Below are 19,709 nucleotides of genomic sequence, written 5' to 3'. Positions count from 1 at the left end.
GGTGGTGTGACTCGCATTGGCGGGGCGGGGAATCCGTCCCTGAGCGGGTCATTCAAGAGAAATCGCGCAAGGCGATGGCGGTACATAGATATTGTTTGCATCAACGGTCGATGACCGCTCGGCACTCTTCATCAAACTGTCATGGAAGTGTGGCAGCGCGCTTGAACAAACTTCATCAGACTCGCGCTCTACTGGGGTTCTGCGTTTCGGTGTTTTTCATGGTCAAGGGATTTTTATCGGTCGCGGCTGTTCTGGCCGCGATTTTTTTCGGATCGTCGGCATGGGCGGCGGCGCGTTGCGACGTCAATGTGCCGACCGAGCATGTTGATCTGCAGCAGGTGAGCCTGGCTTACCAGAGCATTGGTCGCACGTCGGATCCGGCGTTGTTGCTGGTCATGGGCCTGGGTGGTCAGTTGATCCACTGGCCGGATGAAGTGGTGGTCGCGCTGTGTCAGCAGGGCTTTCGGGTGATTCGCTATGACAACCGCGACGTCGGTTTGTCGACCTGGCGTCAGGCGCCGGCGGAGGCCAATCTGACCTTTGAAGTGCTGCGCTACAAACTCGGTCTGCCGGTGGCGGCGCCCTACAGCCTGACGGATATGGCAGACGATGCGCTGGGCTTGATGGACGCGCTGCATGTTGAGCAATTCCATGTGCTAGGCGCAAGCATGGGCGGGATGATTGCCCAGCACATGGCGGCAATGGCACCGCAGCGGGTCGAGAGCCTGACATTGATCATGACCACCTCGGGCGCCGAAGGCCTGCCGGCACCGAGCGCGGCACTGGTGCAGTTGTTGTCGCGTCGCGGCGCACCGAATCGACAGGTGGCGCTGGAGCAACAGGCTGACCTGCTCGCCGCGTTGGGCAGCCCGACGGTCACCGATGATCGTCAGGCCTTGCTGCATCAGGCCGCGCTGTCCTACGACCGTGCGTTCAACCCCGAAGGTGTGAAGCGGCAGATCATGGCGATCCTTGCCGAGCCGAGCCGGGTGGCGTTACTCAATCAATTGCGAGTGCCGACGCTGGTGGTGCATGGCACGGCGGATCCGTTGTTGCCGGTGATGCACGGGGTGCATCTGGCGGCGCATATTCGCGGCAGTCAGTTGAAGCTGATTCCTGGTCTGGCGCATCGTTTTCAAGAGGCGTTCAAAGCGCCGTTGCTGGCGGCGGTGCTGCCGTATTTGCAGGCGCATCGTGAAGACACCTCGCATTGGGCGCAGGTTGAGCCGGTGGTGGGTGGGAATCTGCTGTAACCGAGGTATTTGTGTTGTCTGAGCGGGCCTCTTCGCGAGCAGGCTCACTCCCACAGGGAACGCATTCCAAGGGTGGGAGCGAGCCTGCTCGCGAAGGGGCCGCTATGGTCACCAAAAATCTGAAGCAGGTGTATCGTGCAAACTTTCCCGCACGATTTCCCCCCGCGAGGTGTGTGATGAGTTCTGCCTTGAACATCGACTTTGTCAGCGACGTCTCCTGCCCCTGGTGTGTCGTCGGTTTGCGTGGCCTGTTACAGGCGCTGGAGATCCTGCGCAACGAAGTGCAGGCCGAGATCCGGTTTCAGCCGTTCGAACTGAATCCGAAAATGGGCGCCGATGGACAGAACATTGCCGAGCACATTCAAGAGAAATACGGCTCGACGCCTGAGCAATCGCAGAAGAATCGCGAAGCCATTCGTGCCCGTGGCGCTGAACTCGGGTTTGCCTTTCGCACTGACGGCAACAGCCGTATCTACAACACTTTCGATGCGCACCGCTTGCTTCATTGGGCCGGACTTGAAGGTCTGCAGTTGCCGCTGAAAGAGGCGCTGTTCAAGGCCTATTTCAGCGATGGCGGCAATCCGTCGGATCATCGACAACTGGTGCAGATTGCTGAAAGCGTCGGGCTGGATCGCCAGCGAGCCGAGGCGATTCTGGCGTCGGACGAGTTTGCCGATGAGGTGCGTGAAGAAGAGCAATTGTGGTTGCAGCGCGGGGTGAGTTCGGTGCCGACCGTTGTGTTCAACAGTCAGTACGCGGTGACCGGCGGGCAACCGGTGGAGACGTTTGTCGGGGCGATCCGGCAGATCATGGCTGAGTCCAAGGGCGGCACTGTCAACTGAAAAGCTAAAAGCCCCTCACCCTGGCCCTCTCCCGGAGGGAGAGGGGACTGATTGGGGGATGCTGGAGTGATACGCCGACCTGAGCGTGTTGTAGCGAATCCATAATCGACTGGATCTTTCAGGTCAATGTCAGACGCAAGACACCTCGGTCGGCGCCCTCTCCCGGAGGGAGAGGGCTGGGCGGGCGGCGTTCCGATGAGGGTGGTTTTTGACCTTAGCTGTGCAGGCGAACCCAAACGGTCACCAACACGGTGGCCGCCATCAACCATGCCACCGCCGCCACCGCCAGCGACGCCTCCAGCCGCAACCGGTCAACCATCACATATAAAGTCGCCAGATAGATGAAGTACGGAATGATCGACCACATGCCGAACACGATTGTGGTCTTCAGATCATCAACCGAACGCCCCTTGCCGACGATGTAATGCGCAATCAGTGCAAACGTCGGAAACAGCGGCACCAATCCGGCGATGTAGTAGTTTCTGGTTTTCGACAGCGCCGCGAGGATCAGCACCACCGCGGCGCCGATAGCGGCCTTCAGAATCAGATCCATCAGTGGCTCAACCCGTACTTTTTAACTTTATCGAACAGCGTGGTCTTGGCCATGCCCAGCTCAAGACTGGCCTGAGTCAGGTTGCCGCCGCTGCGTTGCAGGGCGTCGCTGAGCAGGTTGCGTTCGAACGCTTCCACCGCTTCGGCAAACGCCAGGCCTTGTCCGCCACTGCTGGCGCCGGACTTTTTGAATGCTGGCAGGCCGAGGGCAAACCGTTCGGCGACGTTGCGCAGTTCGCGTACGTTGCCCGGCCAGTCGTGGCTCATCAGGTTCGACAGGGTCTGGTTGTCCAGTTCCGGCAGTGCGCGGTCGAAACGCAGGGCTGACTGCTGGGTGAAGTGTTCGAACAGTTGCAGGATGTCTTCGCGGCGCTCGCGCAGTGGCGGCAGTTCCAGGGTCACGACGTTGAGGCGGTAGTACAAGTCGCTGCGGAACTCACCGGCCTTGCTCGCTTCGTCGAGGTCGGATTTGGTCGCTGCGATCACCCGGCAATCCACGGCCACGCTCTGGTTCGAGCCGAGGCGTTCGAGGGTGCGTTCCTGCAACACGCGCAGCAGTTTGATCTGCAGCGGCAGTGGCATGCTTTCCACTTCGTCGAGGAACAGCGTGCCACCGTCGGCGTGTTCGATCTTGCCGATACGGCGTTTGCCGGCACCGGTGAAGGCGTTGGCCTCGTGGCCGAAAATCTCGCTTTCGAAAAGGTTTTCCGGCAGGCCGCCGCAGTTCAGCGCGACGAATTGCTTGCTGTGGCGACGGCTGAAATCGTGCAGACAGCGGGCAACCAGTTCCTTGCCGGTGCCGGTCTCGCCTTCGATCAGCACGTTGGCTGAGGTGTCGGCGACGTTGGCGATCAGTTCGCGCAGGTTCTGCATCGCCGGCGAGCGGCCGATGATCCGCCCCTCCAGGGAATCGCGTTCGGCCAGTTGCCGGCGCAGCGAAGAGACTTCACGGGCGAGGCTGCGTTGCTCCAGCGCACGCCGCGCGACGTCGACCAGACGCTCCGGCGAGAACGGTTTTTCCATGAAGTCATAGGCGCCTTTCTGCATCGCGCCGACGGCCATGGAAATGTCGCCGTGGCCGGTGATCAACACCACCGGCAGGCTGCGATCGCGTTGCTTGAGGCGGGTCAGCAGTTCCAGGCCATCGATGCCCGGCAGGCGAATGTCGCTGATGACGATGCCGGCAAAGTTGTCGCCGACCCGCTCCAGCGCTTCTTCGGCACTGCCGACGCCGACGCAGGGAATGTCTTCGAGGGTCAGCGCCTGTTGGCAGCCGAGCAGCACATGGGGGTCGTCTTCGACGATCAGCACACTAAGGTCGTGGTTCATATTGGCTCGGCAGGAGTAGGGCTTACCAACGGTAAACTGAGGACGAAGGTGGTGCCACCGCTGGCCGGGTGTTCAACACCCAGATGCCCGCCGGTGGCGGCCGCGAGGCTGGCGGAAAGGGTCAGGCCAAGACCCAGGCCTTGTTCGCCGGGTTTGGTGGTGAAGAACGGTTCGAACAGATGCTTGCGCGCTTCGGCGTCGATGCCGTGGCCGTTGTCTCGCACGCGCAGGCGATATTTGCCGTTGAATTCTTCACCTTCCAGCCACAGTTCGGGCAGCGGTTGCGCCTGCATGGCGTCAAGGGCGTTGCCGATCAGGTTGACCAGAATCTGTTCGAGGCGGGTCTGGTCGATCTGCACCTGGACATCAATGAACTGGCGGTGGATGTTGACCGCCGAACTCTCCAAGCGTGCCCCGAGCAGTTGCAGCGCCGCCTCCACGGCTTTGCCGAGGCTGGCCTGGCCCTGATTGTCACCGCGCCGGGCAAACGAACGCAGGCTGGCGGTGATCCGGCCCATGCGGTCGATCAGCTCGTTGATGGTCTTGAGATTGGTGCTGGCGACATCGAGCTGACCGCGTTCGAGGAAGCGCACGGTGTTGCCCGACAGCGTGCGCATCGCCGCCAGCGGCTGGTTCAATTCGTGGGCGATGCTGGTCGACATCTGGCCGATGGCGGCGAGTTTACCGGCCTGAACCAGTTCATCCTGCGCACGGCGCAATGTCTCTTCGGCCTGACGGCGTTCGCGGATCTGGCTCTTCAGGCGCTCGTTGCTGGCGCGTAGGTCGGTGGTGCGTTCGGTAATCCGACGCTCCAGTTGATTGTTGGCTTCCTGCAAGGCTTCGCGGGCGGCGAGGCGGGTGGCGATGACCTTGCGCCGCTCGTTCCAGGCGATCAACAGGAACGCCACCAGCGCAAACGCGACCGCCACCAGAATCCCTTGGTTGATGGCTTCGCGGCGCAGGTCCTGCAACGGCGTGAGCAGGGTGAAATTCCACGGTGTGTCGCTCAGTGGCCGGGTCTGTGCCAGATAGCTGATGTCGTCATCGTCGGAGCGCACTTCGCTGTTGGCGGGGAAGGTGAGTTTCTCTACGCCTTCGGACAGGGTTTCCCGTGCCAGCGGTTGCAGTTCGTTGAGCGGGAACCAGTAGTACTGCAGGCTGCGCGCGAGTTTCTCCTTGATTTCGTCACTCAGTGCAATTACCGATTTGAGGCGACGAGCCGGATCGCTGGAGAGAATGATGATGCCGTTCTCATCGCTGACGAAGGCTTCCAGACGCGCGCGTTGCCAGCGTTCTTCCATGGCTTCGAGGCGCACTTTGACCACGGCGACGCCGATGATCTTGCCGTGTTCTTCGAGGCCGTGGGCGAGGTAATAACCGGGTTCGCCGTTGGTGCTGCCGATACCGTAGAAACGGCCCGGCTCGCCGCGGATGGCTTTCTGGAAGTAGGCGCGGAAGGACAGGTCTTCACCGAGGTAACTGTCGACATCGCGCCAGTTGCTGGTGGCCATGACGCGACCGGTGGTGTCCATGACGTAGATGGCCCGACTGCGGCTGCGCCGGTTCAGGCCTTCAAGGTAATCGTTGACCGTTTGCCGGTGTTCCGGGGTCGGGTCGGCCAGCAGCTGCGACACACTGGTTTCGAGTTCCAGCAGGCTGGGCAGATAGGTGTACTTGCTGATTTCGCTTTCGACGGCGCGGGCGTTCAGTTCGAGCTGACGCTGGCCGCTTTCGCTGAGGCTGCGAATGCCGAAATGCTCGCTGGTCCAGAAGCCGGCATAACCCAACCCGATCATCAGGATGATGACCAGCGGCGGCAGGAACAGATGACGAATCAGACGAGGCTTCACGGCAAGTGATGGCGGCGCGGCGCGATAGAGAGTGGGGTCGCATTTCATCACAGTTGCCTTGGGTCAACCACAACACTTGTCGCGAGGGCACCGCCGGCCCTTGTGGGAGCGACCCTGCTCGCGAAAGCGGACTGACATTCAACCTCCAGGCTGAATGTAATGGCCTCTTCGCGAGCAGGCTCGCTCCCACAGGGATGGAGTAATGCCCCGGCAGGTGTGTTGGTTTTAGTGCTGCAGGATTTTCTCGAGGAAGTGCTGCGCGCGTTCGGAGCGGGCGCTGATGTCGCCGAAAAACTCCTCTTTCGGGCAGTCCTCGATGATCTTGCCGGCGTCCATGAAGATCACGCGGTCGGCCACTTTGCGCGCGAAGCCCATTTCGTGGGTCACGCACATCATGGTCATGCCTTCGTGGGCCAGTTGCACCATCACGTCGAGTACTTCGTTGACCATCTCCGGGTCGAGCGCCGAGGTCGGTTCGTCGAACAGCATGACAATCGGGTCCATCGCCAACGCACGGGCAATTGCCACGCGCTGTTGCTGGCCGCCGGACAGTTGCCCCGGGTGCTTGTGGGCGTGCGCCGACAGACCGACGCGCTCAAGCAGTTGCAGACCTTTCTTGGTCGCCTCTTCCTTGCTGCGGCCCAACACCTTGATCTGCGCGATGGTCAGGTTTTCGGTGATGGTCAGGTGCGGGAACAGTTCGAAGTGCTGGAACACCATGCCCACGCGCGAGCGCAGTTTCGGCAGGTTGGTCTTCGGGTCCGCAATCGAGGTGCCGTCGACGACGATGTCGCCTTTCTGAAACGGCTCGAGCGCGTTGACGCATTTGATCAGGGTCGATTTGCCGGAACCCGACGGGCCACAGACCACGATCACTTCGCCTTTTTTGACCTCGGTGCTGCAATCAGTCAGCACCTGGAAGTCCCCATACCACTTGTTGATGTTCTTGATAGAGATCATACGGCGAACCTTTTTTGCAGACGCTTGACCAGCAGCGAGGCGGAAAAGCTGATGATGAAGTAGACGACACCGGCGAAGATCAGGAACTCGTTGGATCGACCGATGATGTCGCCGCTGGAACGGGCGGAGTTGAGGAAGTCCACCAGGCCCACGGTGTAGACCAGCGAGGTGTCCTGGAACAGGATGATCGACTGTTGCAGCAGCAACGGGGTCATCTTGCGGAACGCCTGGGGCAGGATGATCAGACGCATGGTCTGGCCATAGGTCATGCCCATCGCTTGCGCGGCGGCCATCTGGCCTTTGGGGATCGACTGCACACCGGCCCGGACGATTTCGCAGAAGTACGCGGCTTCGAACATCATGAAGGCCACGACGCAGGAGGTGAACGCACCGATCGGCGTGTCTTCGCCGGTAATCCAGCGCAGCACGAACGGCACCGCCAGGTAGAACCAGGTGATCACCAACAGCAGCGGGATCGAACGGAAGTAGTTCACATAAGCGCCGGCCACCCGCGACAGCAGTTTGCTCGACGACAGGCGCATCAGTGCGAGGATGGTTCCCAGCACGATGCCGCCGACCACACCCATGACCATCAACTGCAAGGTCATGACCATGCCGTTCCACAGGCCCGGAATGGCGGGGATGATGCCACTGAAATCGAAGTCCATTATTTACCCCCCACGGAGATCAGGCCGGGCACTGCGACTTTCTTCTCGACCATGCGCATCAGCAACATCAGGCTCATGTTCAGGGTGAAGTAGATCAGCGTGGCCAGGGTGAAGGCTTCAAACAGGTTGGCCGAGAACTCGGCGGTCTGTTTGGTTTGCGCCAGCAGTTCCATCAGGCCGATCAGGGACGCCACGGAGGAGTTCTTGAAGACGTTGAGGAATTCCGAGGTGAGCGGCGGAATGATGATCCGGTAGGCCTGGGGCAGCAGCACGTTCCAGTAGATTTGCGGCAGCTTGAAACCCATGGCGCGGGCGGCGGATTCCTGGCCGCGTGGCAGCGCCTGGATGCCGGTACGCACTTGCTCGCAGACACGGGCGGCGGTGAACAGGCCCAGGCACACGACAACGCTCAAGTAAGCCGAGGTGGTCGGGTTGAGGTCCTGTTTGTACCAGTCCTGCAGGTTTTGCGGCAGCAGGTCGGGTACCAGGAAGTACCAGATGAACAGCTGCACCAGCAGTGGTACGTTACGGAACAGCTCGACGTAGCAGGTGGCGATGCCCGATACGATGCGGTTTGGCACCGTGCGCATAACCCCCAGAATGGAGCCCAGCAGCAAGGCGATGATCCACGCCACGATGGCAATGGCAATGGTCCAGCCCAAACCGGAGACGTACCAGTCGAGATAGGTCTCGCTGCCGACGCCGGTGGACTTGAAGAACACGCCCCAGTCCCAGTTGTAATTCATTAGGGTCTCCCCTCGATTCGATCGATGTACAAGTGCCCGCCTGGGGAAACTCCGTTCCCTCCCTGACCTTGACGGTCAGGCACACGCGATCGGCTCGACAGCCACCGGTTCGAGTGTTTCCAGAAAATGCCAGCAGGGAGTGACCGTCCCCTGAAAAGGCAGGCGCCTCTTCAAGGGATAAGGTTAGTCAGAAATCAGGATTTCTTGTCGTCAGCCGCTTTGTCGGTCGGATTGGCGATCAGGGCCTTGAGTTCGTCGCTCATCGGGAAGTTCAGATTCAGGCCTTTTGGTGGAATCGGCTGCATGAACCACTTCTCGTAGATCTTGTTGATTGCGCCCGATTTGTAGGTCGCGACGATGGCGTCATCGACAGCCTTTTTGAATGGTGCGTCGCCTTTGCGCATCATGCAGCCGTAGATTTCATAGGACTGCGGAGTGCCGGTCACGGCCCAGTCGGTGGCTTTCTTGGCTTTGGCGGCTTCGCCGGCCAGCAGTGCGTCGTCCATCATGAACGCTACGGCACGACCCGATTCCAGCATCTGGAAGGATTCACCATGGTCTTTGGCGGAGATGACGTTCATGCCCATCTGCTTGTCGGCGTTCATCGCCTTGAGGATGCGCTCGGAGGTAGTGCCAGCGGTGGTCACGACGTTCTTGCCTTTAAGATCGTCGAAATCCTTGTACTTGGAGTCAGCCTTGGACAGCAGACGGGTACCGATTTCGAAGATGCCGACGGAGAAGTCAACCTGCTGCTGACGCTCGACGTTGTTGGTGGTGGAGCCGCACTCGACGTCCACGGTGCCGTTCTGCACCAGCGGGATACGGGTCTGCGAGGTCACCAGGTTGTATTTGACTTGCAGGTTTGGCAGGTCGAGGTCTTTTTTGATCGCTTCGACGATGGCCAACTGAATGTCGTGGGAGTAACCGACGGGTTTGCCGGAAGCATCCGCAATGTAGGAAAACGGAATGGAGGCGTCGCGGTGGCCCAGGGTGATCACACCGGACTCTTTGATTTTCTTCAGGGTGCCGGTGAGTTCGGCGGCGAAAACTGGCGTGCTGATCAGAGCGGCCGCAATGGCTGCGCCCAGGATATGGGGAACGATGCGCATCAAATTTTCCTCGAATTGTTTTTTTTATGGAGCCAGTTCGTCGGCCCTTTTGTGCTTCGAATGCCTGACGGCTCCTGAAGTGTTGGCACAGCAGGCATTCGTCGAGAGAGTGTAGAGCATGAGTCGTGCCAGACCCGCCGCAGATAGTTAAATCGTTGTTTTGTAAGCTTATTAAACTTTTGTGGCGGTGCTTTTCAGCGCAACTGATCCGGTTAACCGAATCGACCGTGAAGTCGCGTTCGGAAAACCGAACGCATCGCTTCAGCGCCACACCGGCAGGCAATCAAATACGAACAGCAAATGCGACACCGCGCAGATCACTCCGAAAAACAGCACCAGGACGATCATTGGCGTGCCGCCCCACACGCGATAGCGCGGACTGCCAAAGCGCTTGCGCGAAGCGCGTGCCAGCAGCGCCGGGGTGATCACCGCCCACAATGTCGCCGCCAACCCGGCGAAACCGATGGCATGCAGAAAACCTTCCGGCCACAGAAAACCACCGAGCATCGGCGGCCCGAACGTCACGGCTGCCGTCTGCAGACGACCGACGGGGCTGTCGTCGAACTTCAGCACATCGGCCAGGTAATCAAACAAACCCAGGGTCACCCCGAGAAACGAACAGGCCACGGCGAAATTGGAGAAAAACGTCAGCAGCAGATCGACATTGGCGCTGTTGAGTCTTGCCCCCAGGGCGCTGATCAGCACATCGATATTGCCGCCGCGCTGGGCGATGTCCTTGAATATGTCGCGGGGAATGTTGCCCATGCTGCACAGCATCCACACCAGATACAGCACCAGTGCGATCAAGGTGCCGCCGACCAGACAAGCGCGAATCCGCTGCGGGTCCTTGCCGTAATGCTTCATCAGGCTCGGCACGTTGCCGTGAAAACCGAACGAAGTCAGGCAGAAGGGCAGGGTCACCAGCAGATAAGGCCAGTAATGGCTGTCGCCGCTATTCAGATTGAGCAGCGTGGTGCTTTGCACATGGCCCAGCAAACCGCCGAAGGTCAGAAAGAACGCCAGAATTTTTGCCCCGAACACCAGCGTGGTCATGCGACTGACCGCCGTGGTGCTGAGCCAGACGATAAATGCCACCACCAGGGTGAAACACAAACCACCGGTTCGCGACGACAGCGCAAGCCCGAGTGATTGCGCCGTGTGATGAATCACCGAACCGCTGGCGGAAATGTAGGCGTACGTCAGGGTGTACAGGACAAACACAATGCTCAAACCATTCAAGCGGCTCCAGCCACGCCCCAGCAGATCCCGGGTAATGGTGGAAAAACTCGCGCCTTCACGGTAGTTGAGATTGGCTTCAAGAATCATCAGGCCCGAGTGCAACGTGCAGAACCAGGCAAACAGCAGCACGGCGACCGAGCCGTAGAACCACAGCCCGGACATGATTACCGGCAGTGAGAACATGCCGGCACCGACGATGGTGCCGCCGATGATCATGGCGCCGCCGAGAATCGACGGCGAGCGTTCGACGGCGGGAGCGGAGGATATTGAGGTGACACGCATGGCAAGGCCCGCAATTTGAATTGTTACAGGTGCATTGATGCAGAGCCCCTGTAGAGGGTGAGCCTGCTCGCGATAGCGGTGTGGCAGACGAAGCTGATGTCGACCGACACGACGCCTTCGCGAGCAGGCTCGCTCCCACAGGGATCGTGGTTTAACCGATGTTGAACAGGTGCGTCAGATGCCGCACGTTCGCCAGCAAAAAGTCGTCCTGCCCCGGTAGCGCATCGAACGACAAGCCCACCGGCAACGCACCCGCCGCCGCCACCGGAACGCTGATGCTCGGCGCCGCCAGATTGCTCGCCGGGTCGGTATTACGCACGAACGTTTCAAAGTTGCTTTCATCCGAGCAATCGCTGAGCAGCGGCGCGCTGCAAGTGACGGTCGGGTAAGCCAGCAGATCCAGTTGATGGCGACTGAAGAGAGCGTGGTATTCCTGCTCCAGACGCAGTTTGCTCATCAATGCCTGCACGTAATCGGTGTAGGAAATTGCCGGGCTTTCCAGTTGGGCGGTGAGGATTTTCTTGATCGCCGGATCACGGATCTGCGCGAGGATGTCGAGGAACTGCGCGCCGCGTCCTGCTTTCATCAGGAACCGCGGAAAATCGATGAAAAACTCATAGATCGGCAACGGAAACTGAATGCTCTCGTTGATCTCGCCAATCACGGCATCGTCGACCGGCACGATGATCACACCGCGATCGGCCAAGGTATCGATGGCCGTGCGGCAAGCGCGTTGCACGTTGTCAGCGAGGTCGGTCCAGAGAAAACGCTCGGGAATGCCAATGCGCAGCGACCGGGTTTCTGGCTGATGCAGGCAGCCGGTCAGTTGCGTGTGAACGAACTGACAATCCTCCACGGTGCGGGTCAACAAGCCCGGAGTGTCTTTGGTTTGCGACACCGGGACGATGCCGTCGACCGGATAAACGCCGATGGTGGGGCGAAACCCGACAATCCCGCAGAACGCCGCCGGTATCCGTACCGACCCCCCTGTGTCGGTGCCGACCGCGCACGCCACCAGTCCGGCAGCGACGGCGGCAGCACAGCCGCCGCTGCTGCCACCGGCACTGTGGCGTTCGTTGACAGGGTTGATCACCGCGCCATGGGAATGGTTGGCCGAGGTCACGCCGAACGACAATTCGTGCATGTTGTTCTTGCCCACAATCTGCGCGCCCAATTGCCGAAAGCGCTCGACGATGCCGGCATCGGTCTGCGGCACATAGTCGGCCAGCCCGGGCGTACCGGCGGTGGTCGGCAGGCCGCTGACGTTGATGTTGTCCTTGAACGACACGGGCAGGCCATACAGTGCGTTGTCGCGCCCGAAGGCATTTGCCTTGAACCCCGACGGGTCAAAGGTGATGAAACTGTTCAGGTGTTGCATCTGCACATGACGCTCGCGCAAGGCTTGCTGCCAGGTGTCAGGGCAGTGTTGGCCACTGCGAAATCCGTTGACGAGCTGTTCAATGGAAAGCTGGTTGTACATGGATGATTCTCGGCATTAAAAGGGACTGGCTCAGCAGTAGCGGTACTGCGAGTGCAGGTCATCGAGCGGGTTACCGGCAATCAGGTCGCCGCCCAGGCTGCTGATCACCGCGCACGCGCCATTCAGCGCGGTTTGAATCGCGCCTTCGGCCCAGCCTCCGGTGAACGAGGCGCCGCAACCGGCCAGGTACAAACCGGTGTCCTGTTGCGGGTCGAGAGCCGTGCGGAACTGATAGAACAGGCGCTCTGAGTAAATATCGTCGCCGGGGAAGTTCAGCTTGAAAGCGCCGAGCGCGTGTTTGTCGGTCAGCCAGTCGTATTCCAGAACGTAGCGCTGGTAGTCACCGTCCAGCGGGATCAAATGGCTGGCAAATTCCGGCGCGCTCATTGCCAGTTCATCGACCAGTCGCAGGCAGCGTTGCACCTTGTCGGTCATCGAGACCATTTTGTGCGAGTCGTCTTCCCAGGTGTAACTGATCAGCACCACACCCCAGGAATCCGGATCTTGCGGCGCGTAGTCCAGGCAATACACGCCTTTGACCAGGGTGTCGGTCTGGATGTTTTGCGCCAGGCCATGTTTGAGCCAGAACTTGTCTTTGGTCAGGATGAACAGCTTGGATGAGCCGACCATGTGCGTTTCGTTGATCGCCCGCGCGACGTCGCGATTGACGAACGCCTGGTTCTGCGTGAGCTTGAGGTTCACTTGCAGGGCGCGGGTCGTGGTGGTGGTGATCACGCGGTCGCAGGCGTAGGTTTCGCCATTGCTGCCGGCCAGCAGAATCTCGCCGTGTGCGCCTTTGTTGATCGATTCGATGCGTGTGCGGCAAATCATGTCGCGCAGCTGAATGCCGTTGAACGAGGTGTCGGCAATCCGCTCGGCCAGCGAGGAAATGCCGTTGGGCACCAGGCGCTGATTGACCTCCAGTGCATTGACCACCAGCCGCAGGATTTCGGTGAACGAGGCGCGGTACACCGATTGGAAACCGCCGGAACCAATGCCCAGCGAGCCGAACAGATGGAAGTCTTCGGGTTTGCGCCACGGCTTGCCGCCCGGCGGGTTTTTGCCGGTGAAGATGCGCACCATCGCCGAGTAGAACGAGCTATCGCCGAAGCAGTCGAGGTAGCGTTGCCACTCGGGCTGCACCTCGCAGTAATTGTGCTGTTTGAGCAGCTCGGTGATCAGCAGTGGTGGCGCCAGGCATGTGCCGTCATCGAGGGTGACGCCTTCATTGAGAAAGGCGACCCAGCCCTGGTGCACGGTGCTGAACAGCTCTGGCGGCGGCTGCATGGCTGCCCAGTGATGGGCTTCGCCGCGGTAGTGGATTTCGGTGTCGACGATGCCGGGGTCGGGAAACGCTTCGGTGGTCTGGATGCCGAAGCGATTGAGGTAGTGAAACAGCCCGACCTCACTCGGCGGAAAGCGCATGGCGCCCATTTCGGCGATGAATTGCGGTTGTTCTTCATCAAAACACTGGGTCAGCAGACGCCCGCCGACATGCTCGGGTTCGGCTTCAAACAACGTGACGCGACGTGCACCGGCGCGTAGCAATTCGTAGGCGGCCACTAACCCGCTGAGGCCGGCGCCGACGATGCCGATGTGTTTCTCGGCGGTTTCCGCCGGCAGATATCCAATGGCCTCTTCGGCATTGCGCAGGAACTGGCCGTAGTCATACAACAGATCGACGTAGGGAAATGACAGGCACGCGGACGCCTGACTGGAATCATGGGGAATAGCGTTCACAGGGAGACTTCTCGATCGATCAGATAATGAGTTGCAGGCTTTCAAGGGCGCGTGCGGGGTTGAGCAACAGGATCTTCTTGCCGTGAATCTTCCACGTGCCATCGATGTTGATCAGTTGATGTTCGACGGTCACCGGGTAGTGCCATTCGTTGTCGCCGCGGGCTTCGCAATAGAGCATGTTGGAACTGGCGAAGGCGCTGAACGAGGCTGCGTCGAGGGTGATCCGCGGGCGCTGGGCGATATGCAGGCTGCGACTCTTGGGCTGTTGGGAGAAGTTGCGCGCATTGGCCAGTCGGTTGATCCGCAGCGTGGTCAGAAAACGGTCTTCGTACACCAGCGATGATTCGTGCAACGGACTGACCTGCTCACGGGTCATGGGAATCCAGTAGTGGTAGTCATCGCTGAGCAGCTGTTGCCAGGCGTCGAAATCCTGCTGGTCGAGCAAGTGCAGTTCGGTCTCGATCAGTTGCTCGATGGCGTGGTGATTAGATTGATCGTGTTGCATGGTCGTCCCGCATCAAGTGCTGCCAACTGTTATAGAAATTACGCATGGCCATTTCGCTGGTGCCGGACACCACTTGGGTCTGCGCATAGGATTCGTTCGGGCTGAACAGGCGGGCGACGTTGACCCATTCGTTGGCGTCGCTGCCCAGGCCTTCCATGGCCCGTTCGTACATTTCCACGTCGTCATGGGCGACCATCGAGCACGGCGAGTTGATCAGGTTGTTGTACTGCACGGTTCTTTCCAGCAACTGCACGGGAGCGCCCTGCAGTTCGAAGATCCACGATTCGACGATGGTTTCGCGGGCGCTGACCGGTTTGATCACGCGCAAGGTCTGGATCGGGCCCTTGACCATCAGGTTGGGGAAATACACGGTGTTGTGACGCGTGTCGTCGAGGATCGCCCGGGCCTGCTTTTCACCGTAGCTTTCGACCATCAAGTCCCAGTAACCGGGAATGTCGGTGTAGGCCTTGTGGATCGAATTGCTGACCCCGGTGTGCCCGTGGCCGTTGGGCCAGACCCGAATGCCCATGCCGGCGAAAAAGTCGTAAGAGGCCATGAACGGCGAGAACAGTTCGACGGCCATCGGTGGCTTGCCCTGAGCGCCGGTTTCCTGCCACAGGCGGATGGCTTCGCCGGCGGAAGATTCGTGTGCGATCATCGGGTGGCAGGTGTCGGTCTGGTTGTCGACGACCATTTTCCAGTTGCAGCGATGGCGGTGCAGCAATGGCTGGCCGATTACTTTCAGTTGGCCCTGCGGCGAGCGCATGACCATGTTGTCGAGTGTCGACAGCGACTCGCCAAAGAACTCCTCGAAGCTGATGCCTTCTTCGGTCAGGCGGACAAAGACGAAGCCGCGATAGTTGTGCACCGCGTTCACCGGGCGCATGCCTTTATGTGCGGAACAGCTGCTGAGGTCGCAGTCGTCGTATTCCTTTTTCACCGGAATGCTCAGCAGTTCGCCGTCAGTCTTGAATGTCCAGGCGTGGTACGGGCAACGCATGAAGCGGCCGACATTGCCGCGTGCTTCGGCCAGCACTTTCACGCCTTTGTGCGGGCAGCGGTTGTGCAGCACGACGATGGCGCCGTTCTTCTGCCGAACCATCGCCAGCGGCTGTTGCGCGAGGGTGGTGGTGAAGTAGTCGCCGGTCTCCGGAATCAGGCTGTCGTGACCCAGGTAACACCAGCTCGCGGCGAACACGCGCTGCTGCTCCTGGTCGAAAAGCGCCTGATCAAGGAACAGAGATTTATGCACTTCCCTGCCATTGAAATAGTTGTCCAACGGGGTGTCCTCTTTCAGATCGCCAGTTTCAGGCGCGGGCTTTTGGCGCGGGAGACGCAGGGATAAATCCGCGCGCTGCACGCCGCTTCCTGTTCGCTCATGATGAAGTCGCGGTGATCGACATCGCCTTCCAGTACGTCCAGCGCGCAGACCCCGCACTCGCCACGACGGCAGTCGTAAAGCGGATCGAGTCCGGCTGCTTCCAACGCTTCGAGCAACGATTGTTGCGGGCCGACATTGACGCTGACGCCGGAGTCGACCGCCTCGATGACGAAGCCTTGCGCGGCGTCATCGCGGGCAACATTGAACACCTCCAGATGGATCTGCTCACGAGCGAGGCCGACAACTTCGGCGTGGTTGAGCACTGCACTGAGCAGCGCTGCCGGGCCGCAGACATACAGGCGGTCATCGGCGCGCAGATCGGCGAGCACTTCGCTGATCGCCGGGCGACTGCCGGAGAGGTGCAGTTGCAGGCGTTCTTGCAGTTGTTCTTGCAGGTGCCGTGTGTAGACCGCGTCGTCGGCGCTTCTGGCGAAGTAATGCAAGTGCGCAGGGCGGTTCAACGCGTCCAGGTGGCGCAGAATACCGGTCAGCGGCGTGATGCCGATGCCGCCGGCAATTGCGATATCACGTCCGCTGTCAGCACTGAGCGGGTAGTTGAAGGTGTTCAACGGGCCTTCCAGTTCCACGCTGTCATTTACAGCCAACCCACGGATGTACTGACTGCTGGCGGAGTCCGGCGAGAGGCGGATGGCGAAGGTGAACTGTCCATCCTCAACCGCGTTCACATGCACCGTCGAGTAATGACGACAGTCATCCAGACCCGGGATCAGCCATTTGAAATGCGCACCGGCATGGGTCATATCCGACAGGGAGGCCGGACCGCTGACGGTGACTTCCTTGATCGACGCCGAGAGCATTCGGCAGTGGGTGACGGTGTATTTCATGCAGGTCTTTCCTGGCTCATCGGTGTTTCATGCAGGTACAGCCACTGGACGTCGTGGTGCTGCACGCGAAGGATCGCCAGCGAAATACGCGAGGTTTCGCTCTGATTCAGGCGATGGGTTTCCTTGTAACGCAGGGCCACGGTCGAACCTTCGTGCCAGACCGTGTGCAGGTCGCTGATCAGAATCTCCAGACCTTTGCGGGCACCGACGGCGCCGCTGAACAGTTGCTCGACTTGCGCCCGACCGACCACGGCGGCCGAGGTGGTGACCATGCTGAAGTGCTCGGCAAACACCTCCATCAGCGGCGCGATGGCGTCTGCGCCGGCCCCGTCGGCGTCGGTAAAGGCGCGGTGAATCAGCTCGTGCACGTGGTGAATACTGTGTTGCGCTCGTTCAACCAGGTTGTTGTTCATGGCATTCCTTTGGAGGGTTCAATTGACTCATCTGAAACAGCGGGAACAGCCCGACCAGCGCGGCAATCGCGAACGTCGCGTGGTAGGCCTGCGTGGTGTCGAACTGCTTGAGCAGCACATTGAAGATCATCAGGAGCAACGCGGCACCGAGGCTGAACGACATCTGCCGATTGATGTTCCAGATCACGCTCGCTTTGTGTGTATCGCCGCCGGCAAAATCCATCAGTGAAGTGGTTTGCGCGGTGTTGGCGCCGATGCCGCCACCGATACCCATCAGGCTGTAAGCGATGACGATCACCCACAGGTCCGCCGGGTCATTGACCAGCATCAGCGTCGCGATGCCGGCGCTGTGCAGCAGCATGCCGAGGGTGAACAGGCGTTTCGCGCCGACGCGGTTGTAGACCCGGCCACAAATCGTCATCGCAATGAAAGCGCCGATGGCGTAGAGGATCATGAACATCCCGGTCAGCCGGGCACTGAAGTGCAGGGTGTTCTGCAGGAAGAAAATGCTCATCAGGTTGACCCCGGTGAACACGCCGGGAATTGCGTAATAGATGAAGATCGAGGTGCTGAGTTTTTTACTTTTGAGCAGGCTCAGTTCGATGATCGCGTTGCTGCAGCGGCGGTAGTGCCGCAGGTACAGCGCGATGAACAGCAGGCCTGCCGCGACGCAGATCAACGCGGCCAGTGCCGGATAGTCACCACCGTACAGCGACATGCCCATCAGCAGGCTGGCGAGTGCAGCGCTGACCAGCAGCAGGCCTTTGATGTCCGGGCGTGGCAGGTCGGTCGGTTTGCTTTCCTTGATCCAGAACCACGACAGCCCGGCGGCGATCAACGAGAACGGGATGTTGCTGTAGAACACCCACCGCCAGGAGCTGCTGTCGACGATGATGCCGCCGACCGTCGGCGAAATGGCCGGGGCAATCAGCGCGACAGCCATCACCAGTGTGGATATTTTCGCCCGCTGCTCGCCCTGAAACAGGTTGAAGGTCAGCGCCTGACCGACCGGGATCAGCAAGCCACCACCGATGCCCTGAACGAACCGCCAGATCACCAGTTCGTGGAAACTGTCAGCCATGCCGCACATCCACACAGAGCCGGTGAAGACCAGCATCGAAGCGGTCAGAATCTCGCGGCTGCCGAAACGCCCTGCCAGCCAGGTGCTGACCGGAATAATCAGGGTCAGGCCAAGAATATAAGCATTGGCGACCCACGCCACGGATGAAGTACTGACCTGTAAAGTTGCCGATATACTGGGCAATGCCACAGCCGACATAAATATATTTATACAGTCAATAAAGAAGCCGATCAGAAAGATCAGCGCGATCTTATAGCGATAGTTCATGTTGTATCCCCTTTGCCGCGCAGCATAGGGGCGATGGACTTGAAGTGTCGATACGACTATGCTTAAAACAATGTTTGACAGGATTTAACAGTGAGCCATAGCGCCATGCACTCTCATCTTAATCGGGTTCAGACGTTTCTTGCGGTGGTGGATTTTGGTTCTTACACCAAGGCCGCTAATTATCTGAGTATCAGCAAAGCCATGGCCAGCCTGCATGTCAAGGCGCTGGAAGAAGTTTTGTCGGCGACGCTGTTGATCCGCAATACCCGGAATATATCGCTGACCGAAATAGGTCAGGAGTTTTATGAGGAATTCAAAGGTATTGTCGCTGACATCGATAATGCGTTTGATAATGTCCTGAAGGGTAATAATCGGGTTTCTGGAAAGTTGCGAATTAGTTCAACCAGTGAATACGGTGAAAAGTATATCCTGCCGTTGATTCCACTGTTTTCCGAGCGTTATCCGGAAATTCGCCTGTGCTACAACTTCAATTCTTCGTTGAATGATCTGGTTGCGGAAAAGCTTGATCTGGTGATCCGTCTGGGCAACTTGGCGGACTCGGCATTCAAGAGTCGCAAGTTGGCCGATTATGAAATCGTGCTGGTGGCCACCGAGGCATTTCTCGCCCGGCATCCGGTGCGGGAACCGCAGGACCTGAACAGCGTGCCGTGGATCGCCAACAGCAATTTGCAGGCGCCGACCCAGTGGACATTGCGCCATGGGCCAGGGCAGGGCGTCGAAGTCGGCGGCACCAGTCACTTCGAATCGAACTCGTCGACGGCGATTCGCTCGATGACGTTGTCTTCACTGGGCGTATCGGTTCTGCCTGCCTGGGTGGTGGCAGATGACATTGCCGCCGGGCGTCTGGTGCGCTTGCTGCCGGAGTATTCGCTGCCTTCGCAGTCGATCAATGTGGTATTTCCCAACACCCCTCACTTGCCGCACAAGTCGCGGGCGTTTATTGATTTTCTGTTGTTGCATCTGGCGCAGTGATACCGGCCCAAAAGCCCCTCACCCTAGCCCTCTCCCAGAGGGAGAGGGGATTGATCGTGTTGTCCCTGCGAGTTACGCCGAACTGAAATATCGAGTCGACCTCAGGATTGGAAAAGCCTCCCGATCTGCTCCCTTTCCCCTCGCCCGGAGGGAGAGGGGTAATCGCGTGGTCCT

The 19,709-nt window shown here is 59.5% G+C and carries 18 protein-coding genes; 3 read left to right on the top strand and 15 right to left on the bottom strand.

Annotation, left to right across the window (positions count from 1 at the left end; all coding sequences use genetic code 11):
• Nucleotides 1-218: 218 nt before the first annotated feature.
• A complete protein-coding gene (locus tag QZR14_RS23325; protein ID WP_311997856.1) occupies nucleotides 219-1,253 on the top strand; it encodes an alpha/beta fold hydrolase in 1,035 nt (344 codons plus the stop codon).
• Between the two features lie 176 nt (nucleotides 1,254-1,429).
• Nucleotides 1,430-2,095: a DsbA family oxidoreductase gene (locus tag QZR14_RS23320; RefSeq protein WP_311997855.1), complete on the top strand. Its 666-nt coding sequence runs from the start codon at nucleotides 1,430-1,432 to the stop codon at nucleotides 2,093-2,095.
• A gap of 214 nt (nucleotides 2,096-2,309) precedes the next feature.
• Here QZR14_RS23320 and QZR14_RS23315 read toward each other — a convergent pair whose 3' ends face one another.
• The 15 genes from QZR14_RS23315 to QZR14_RS23245 all read right to left on the bottom strand — a co-directional run bounded on the left by QZR14_RS23315 (nucleotide 2,310) and on the right by QZR14_RS23245 (nucleotide 18,542).
• A complete protein-coding gene (locus QZR14_RS23315) occupies nucleotides 2,310-2,639 on the bottom strand; it encodes a GlpM family protein (protein WP_250606394.1) in 330 nt (109 codons plus the stop codon).
• Between the two features lie 8 nt (nucleotides 2,640-2,647).
• Complete coding sequence (locus QZR14_RS23310; RefSeq protein WP_007949592.1) at nucleotides 2,648-3,976, bottom strand: sigma-54-dependent transcriptional regulator; 1,329 nt, start codon at nucleotides 3,974-3,976, stop codon at nucleotides 2,648-2,650.
• Nucleotides 3,973-5,874 carry a sensor histidine kinase gene (locus QZR14_RS23305; protein ID WP_311997854.1) on the bottom strand — a complete coding sequence of 634 codons (1,902 nt, stop codon included), beginning with the start codon at nucleotides 5,872-5,874 and terminating at the stop codon, nucleotides 3,973-3,975. Before QZR14_RS23305 ends, QZR14_RS23310 begins: the two co-directional genes overlap by 4 nt.
• A gap of 177 nt (nucleotides 5,875-6,051) precedes the next feature.
• Nucleotides 6,052-6,786: an amino acid ABC transporter ATP-binding protein gene (locus tag QZR14_RS23300; protein WP_007916729.1), complete on the bottom strand. Its 735-nt coding sequence runs from the start codon at nucleotides 6,784-6,786 to the stop codon at nucleotides 6,052-6,054.
• Nucleotides 6,783-7,454, bottom strand: a complete 672-nt coding sequence (locus QZR14_RS23295; RefSeq protein ID WP_003227756.1) for an amino acid ABC transporter permease — start codon at nucleotides 7,452-7,454, stop codon at nucleotides 6,783-6,785. The genes QZR14_RS23300 and QZR14_RS23295 overlap by 4 nt, the downstream gene beginning before the upstream one ends.
• A complete protein-coding gene (locus tag QZR14_RS23290) occupies nucleotides 7,454-8,200 on the bottom strand; it encodes an amino acid ABC transporter permease (protein WP_038369085.1) in 747 nt (248 codons plus the stop codon). Before QZR14_RS23290 ends, QZR14_RS23295 begins: the two co-directional genes overlap by 1 nt.
• Nucleotides 8,201-8,394: 194 nt before the next feature.
• The gene (locus QZR14_RS23285; RefSeq protein ID WP_311997853.1) at nucleotides 8,395-9,309 is read right to left on the bottom strand and encodes a glutamate/aspartate ABC transporter substrate-binding protein; all 915 of its coding nucleotides are present in this window, start codon (nucleotides 9,307-9,309) and stop codon (nucleotides 8,395-8,397) included.
• Nucleotides 9,310-9,570: 261 nt separating this feature from the next.
• On the bottom strand, nucleotides 9,571-10,830 hold the full coding sequence (gene mtr, locus QZR14_RS23280; protein WP_311997852.1) for a tryptophan permease: 1,260 nt from the start codon (nucleotides 10,828-10,830) through the stop codon (nucleotides 9,571-9,573).
• 151 nt (nucleotides 10,831-10,981) lie between these two features.
• A complete protein-coding gene (locus QZR14_RS23275) occupies nucleotides 10,982-12,310 on the bottom strand; it encodes an amidase family protein (protein ID WP_311997851.1) in 1,329 nt (442 codons plus the stop codon).
• Between the two features lie 30 nt (nucleotides 12,311-12,340).
• A complete protein-coding gene (locus QZR14_RS23270) occupies nucleotides 12,341-14,050 on the bottom strand; it encodes an NAD(P)/FAD-dependent oxidoreductase (protein ID WP_311997850.1) in 1,710 nt (569 codons plus the stop codon).
• Between the two features lie 19 nt (nucleotides 14,051-14,069).
• A complete protein-coding gene (locus tag QZR14_RS23265) occupies nucleotides 14,070-14,555 on the bottom strand; it encodes an aromatic-ring-hydroxylating dioxygenase subunit beta (protein ID WP_095122369.1) in 486 nt (161 codons plus the stop codon).
• A complete protein-coding gene (locus QZR14_RS23260) occupies nucleotides 14,536-15,834 on the bottom strand; it encodes a Rieske 2Fe-2S domain-containing protein (RefSeq protein WP_311997849.1) in 1,299 nt (432 codons plus the stop codon). The genes QZR14_RS23265 and QZR14_RS23260 overlap by 20 nt, the downstream gene beginning before the upstream one ends.
• 14 nt (nucleotides 15,835-15,848) lie before the next feature.
• The gene (locus QZR14_RS23255) at nucleotides 15,849-16,781 is read right to left on the bottom strand and encodes a flavin reductase family protein (RefSeq protein ID WP_311997848.1); all 933 of its coding nucleotides are present in this window, start codon (nucleotides 16,779-16,781) and stop codon (nucleotides 15,849-15,851) included.
• Nucleotides 16,778-17,194, bottom strand: a complete 417-nt coding sequence (locus QZR14_RS23250; RefSeq protein ID WP_311997847.1) for a DUF4440 domain-containing protein — start codon at nucleotides 17,192-17,194, stop codon at nucleotides 16,778-16,780. The genes QZR14_RS23255 and QZR14_RS23250 overlap by 4 nt, the downstream gene beginning before the upstream one ends.
• Complete coding sequence (locus QZR14_RS23245; RefSeq protein ID WP_311997846.1) at nucleotides 17,175-18,542, bottom strand: MFS transporter; 1,368 nt, start codon at nucleotides 18,540-18,542, stop codon at nucleotides 17,175-17,177. The genes QZR14_RS23250 and QZR14_RS23245 overlap by 20 nt, the downstream gene beginning before the upstream one ends.
• Before the next feature lie 105 nt (nucleotides 18,543-18,647).
• Here QZR14_RS23245 and QZR14_RS23240 point away from each other — a divergent pair, with 105 nt between their 5' ends.
• Nucleotides 18,648-19,535: a LysR family transcriptional regulator gene (locus QZR14_RS23240; RefSeq protein ID WP_250606339.1), complete on the top strand. Its 888-nt coding sequence runs from the start codon at nucleotides 18,648-18,650 to the stop codon at nucleotides 19,533-19,535.
• Nucleotides 19,536-19,709: the final 174 nt, after the last annotated feature.

Source organism: Pseudomonas sp. rhizo66 (assembly GCF_031931925.1).
GTDB lineage: Bacteria > Pseudomonadota > Gammaproteobacteria > Pseudomonadales > Pseudomonadaceae > Aquipseudomonas.
Note: the sequence above shows the minus strand (reverse complement) of the source record. Positions and strands in the feature narration are given on the sequence as shown.

Excerpts from the sequence above, each read along its gene's own strand:
- QZR14_RS23305 (WP_311997854.1), bottom strand. The coding sequence starts at position 5,874 with ATGAAATGCGACCCCACTCTCTATCGCGCCGCGCCGCCATCACTTGCC.
- QZR14_RS23320 (WP_311997855.1), top strand. The coding sequence starts at position 1,430 with ATGAGTTCTGCCTTGAACATCGACTTTGTCAGCGACGTCTCCTGCCCC.
- mtr (WP_311997852.1), bottom strand. The coding sequence starts at position 10,830 with ATGCGTGTCACCTCAATATCCTCCGCTCCCGCCGTCGAACGCTCGCCG.
- QZR14_RS23250 (WP_311997847.1), bottom strand. The coding sequence starts at position 17,194 with ATGAACAACAACCTGGTTGAACGAGCGCAACACAGTATTCACCACGTG.
- QZR14_RS23275 (WP_311997851.1), bottom strand. The coding sequence starts at position 12,310 with ATGTACAACCAGCTTTCCATTGAACAGCTCGTCAACGGATTTCGCAGT.
- QZR14_RS23290 (WP_038369085.1), bottom strand. The coding sequence starts at position 8,200 with ATGAATTACAACTGGGACTGGGGCGTGTTCTTCAAGTCCACCGGCGTC.
- QZR14_RS23295 (WP_003227756.1), bottom strand. The coding sequence starts at position 7,454 with ATGGACTTCGATTTCAGTGGCATCATCCCCGCCATTCCGGGCCTGTGG.
- QZR14_RS23310 (WP_007949592.1), bottom strand. The coding sequence starts at position 3,976 with ATGAACCACGACCTTAGTGTGCTGATCGTCGAAGACGACCCCCATGTG.
- QZR14_RS23300 (WP_007916729.1), bottom strand. The coding sequence starts at position 6,786 with ATGATCTCTATCAAGAACATCAACAAGTGGTATGGGGACTTCCAGGTG.
- QZR14_RS23245 (WP_311997846.1), bottom strand. The coding sequence starts at position 18,542 with ATGAACTATCGCTATAAGATCGCGCTGATCTTTCTGATCGGCTTCTTT.
- QZR14_RS23240 (WP_250606339.1), top strand. The coding sequence starts at position 18,648 with ATGCACTCTCATCTTAATCGGGTTCAGACGTTTCTTGCGGTGGTGGAT.
- QZR14_RS23265 (WP_095122369.1), bottom strand. The coding sequence starts at position 14,555 with ATGCAACACGATCAATCTAATCACCACGCCATCGAGCAACTGATCGAG.
- QZR14_RS23285 (WP_311997853.1), bottom strand. The coding sequence starts at position 9,309 with ATGCGCATCGTTCCCCATATCCTGGGCGCAGCCATTGCGGCCGCTCTG.
- QZR14_RS23255 (WP_311997848.1), bottom strand. The coding sequence starts at position 16,781 with ATGAAATACACCGTCACCCACTGCCGAATGCTCTCGGCGTCGATCAAG.
- QZR14_RS23325 (WP_311997856.1), top strand. The coding sequence starts at position 219 with ATGGTCAAGGGATTTTTATCGGTCGCGGCTGTTCTGGCCGCGATTTTT.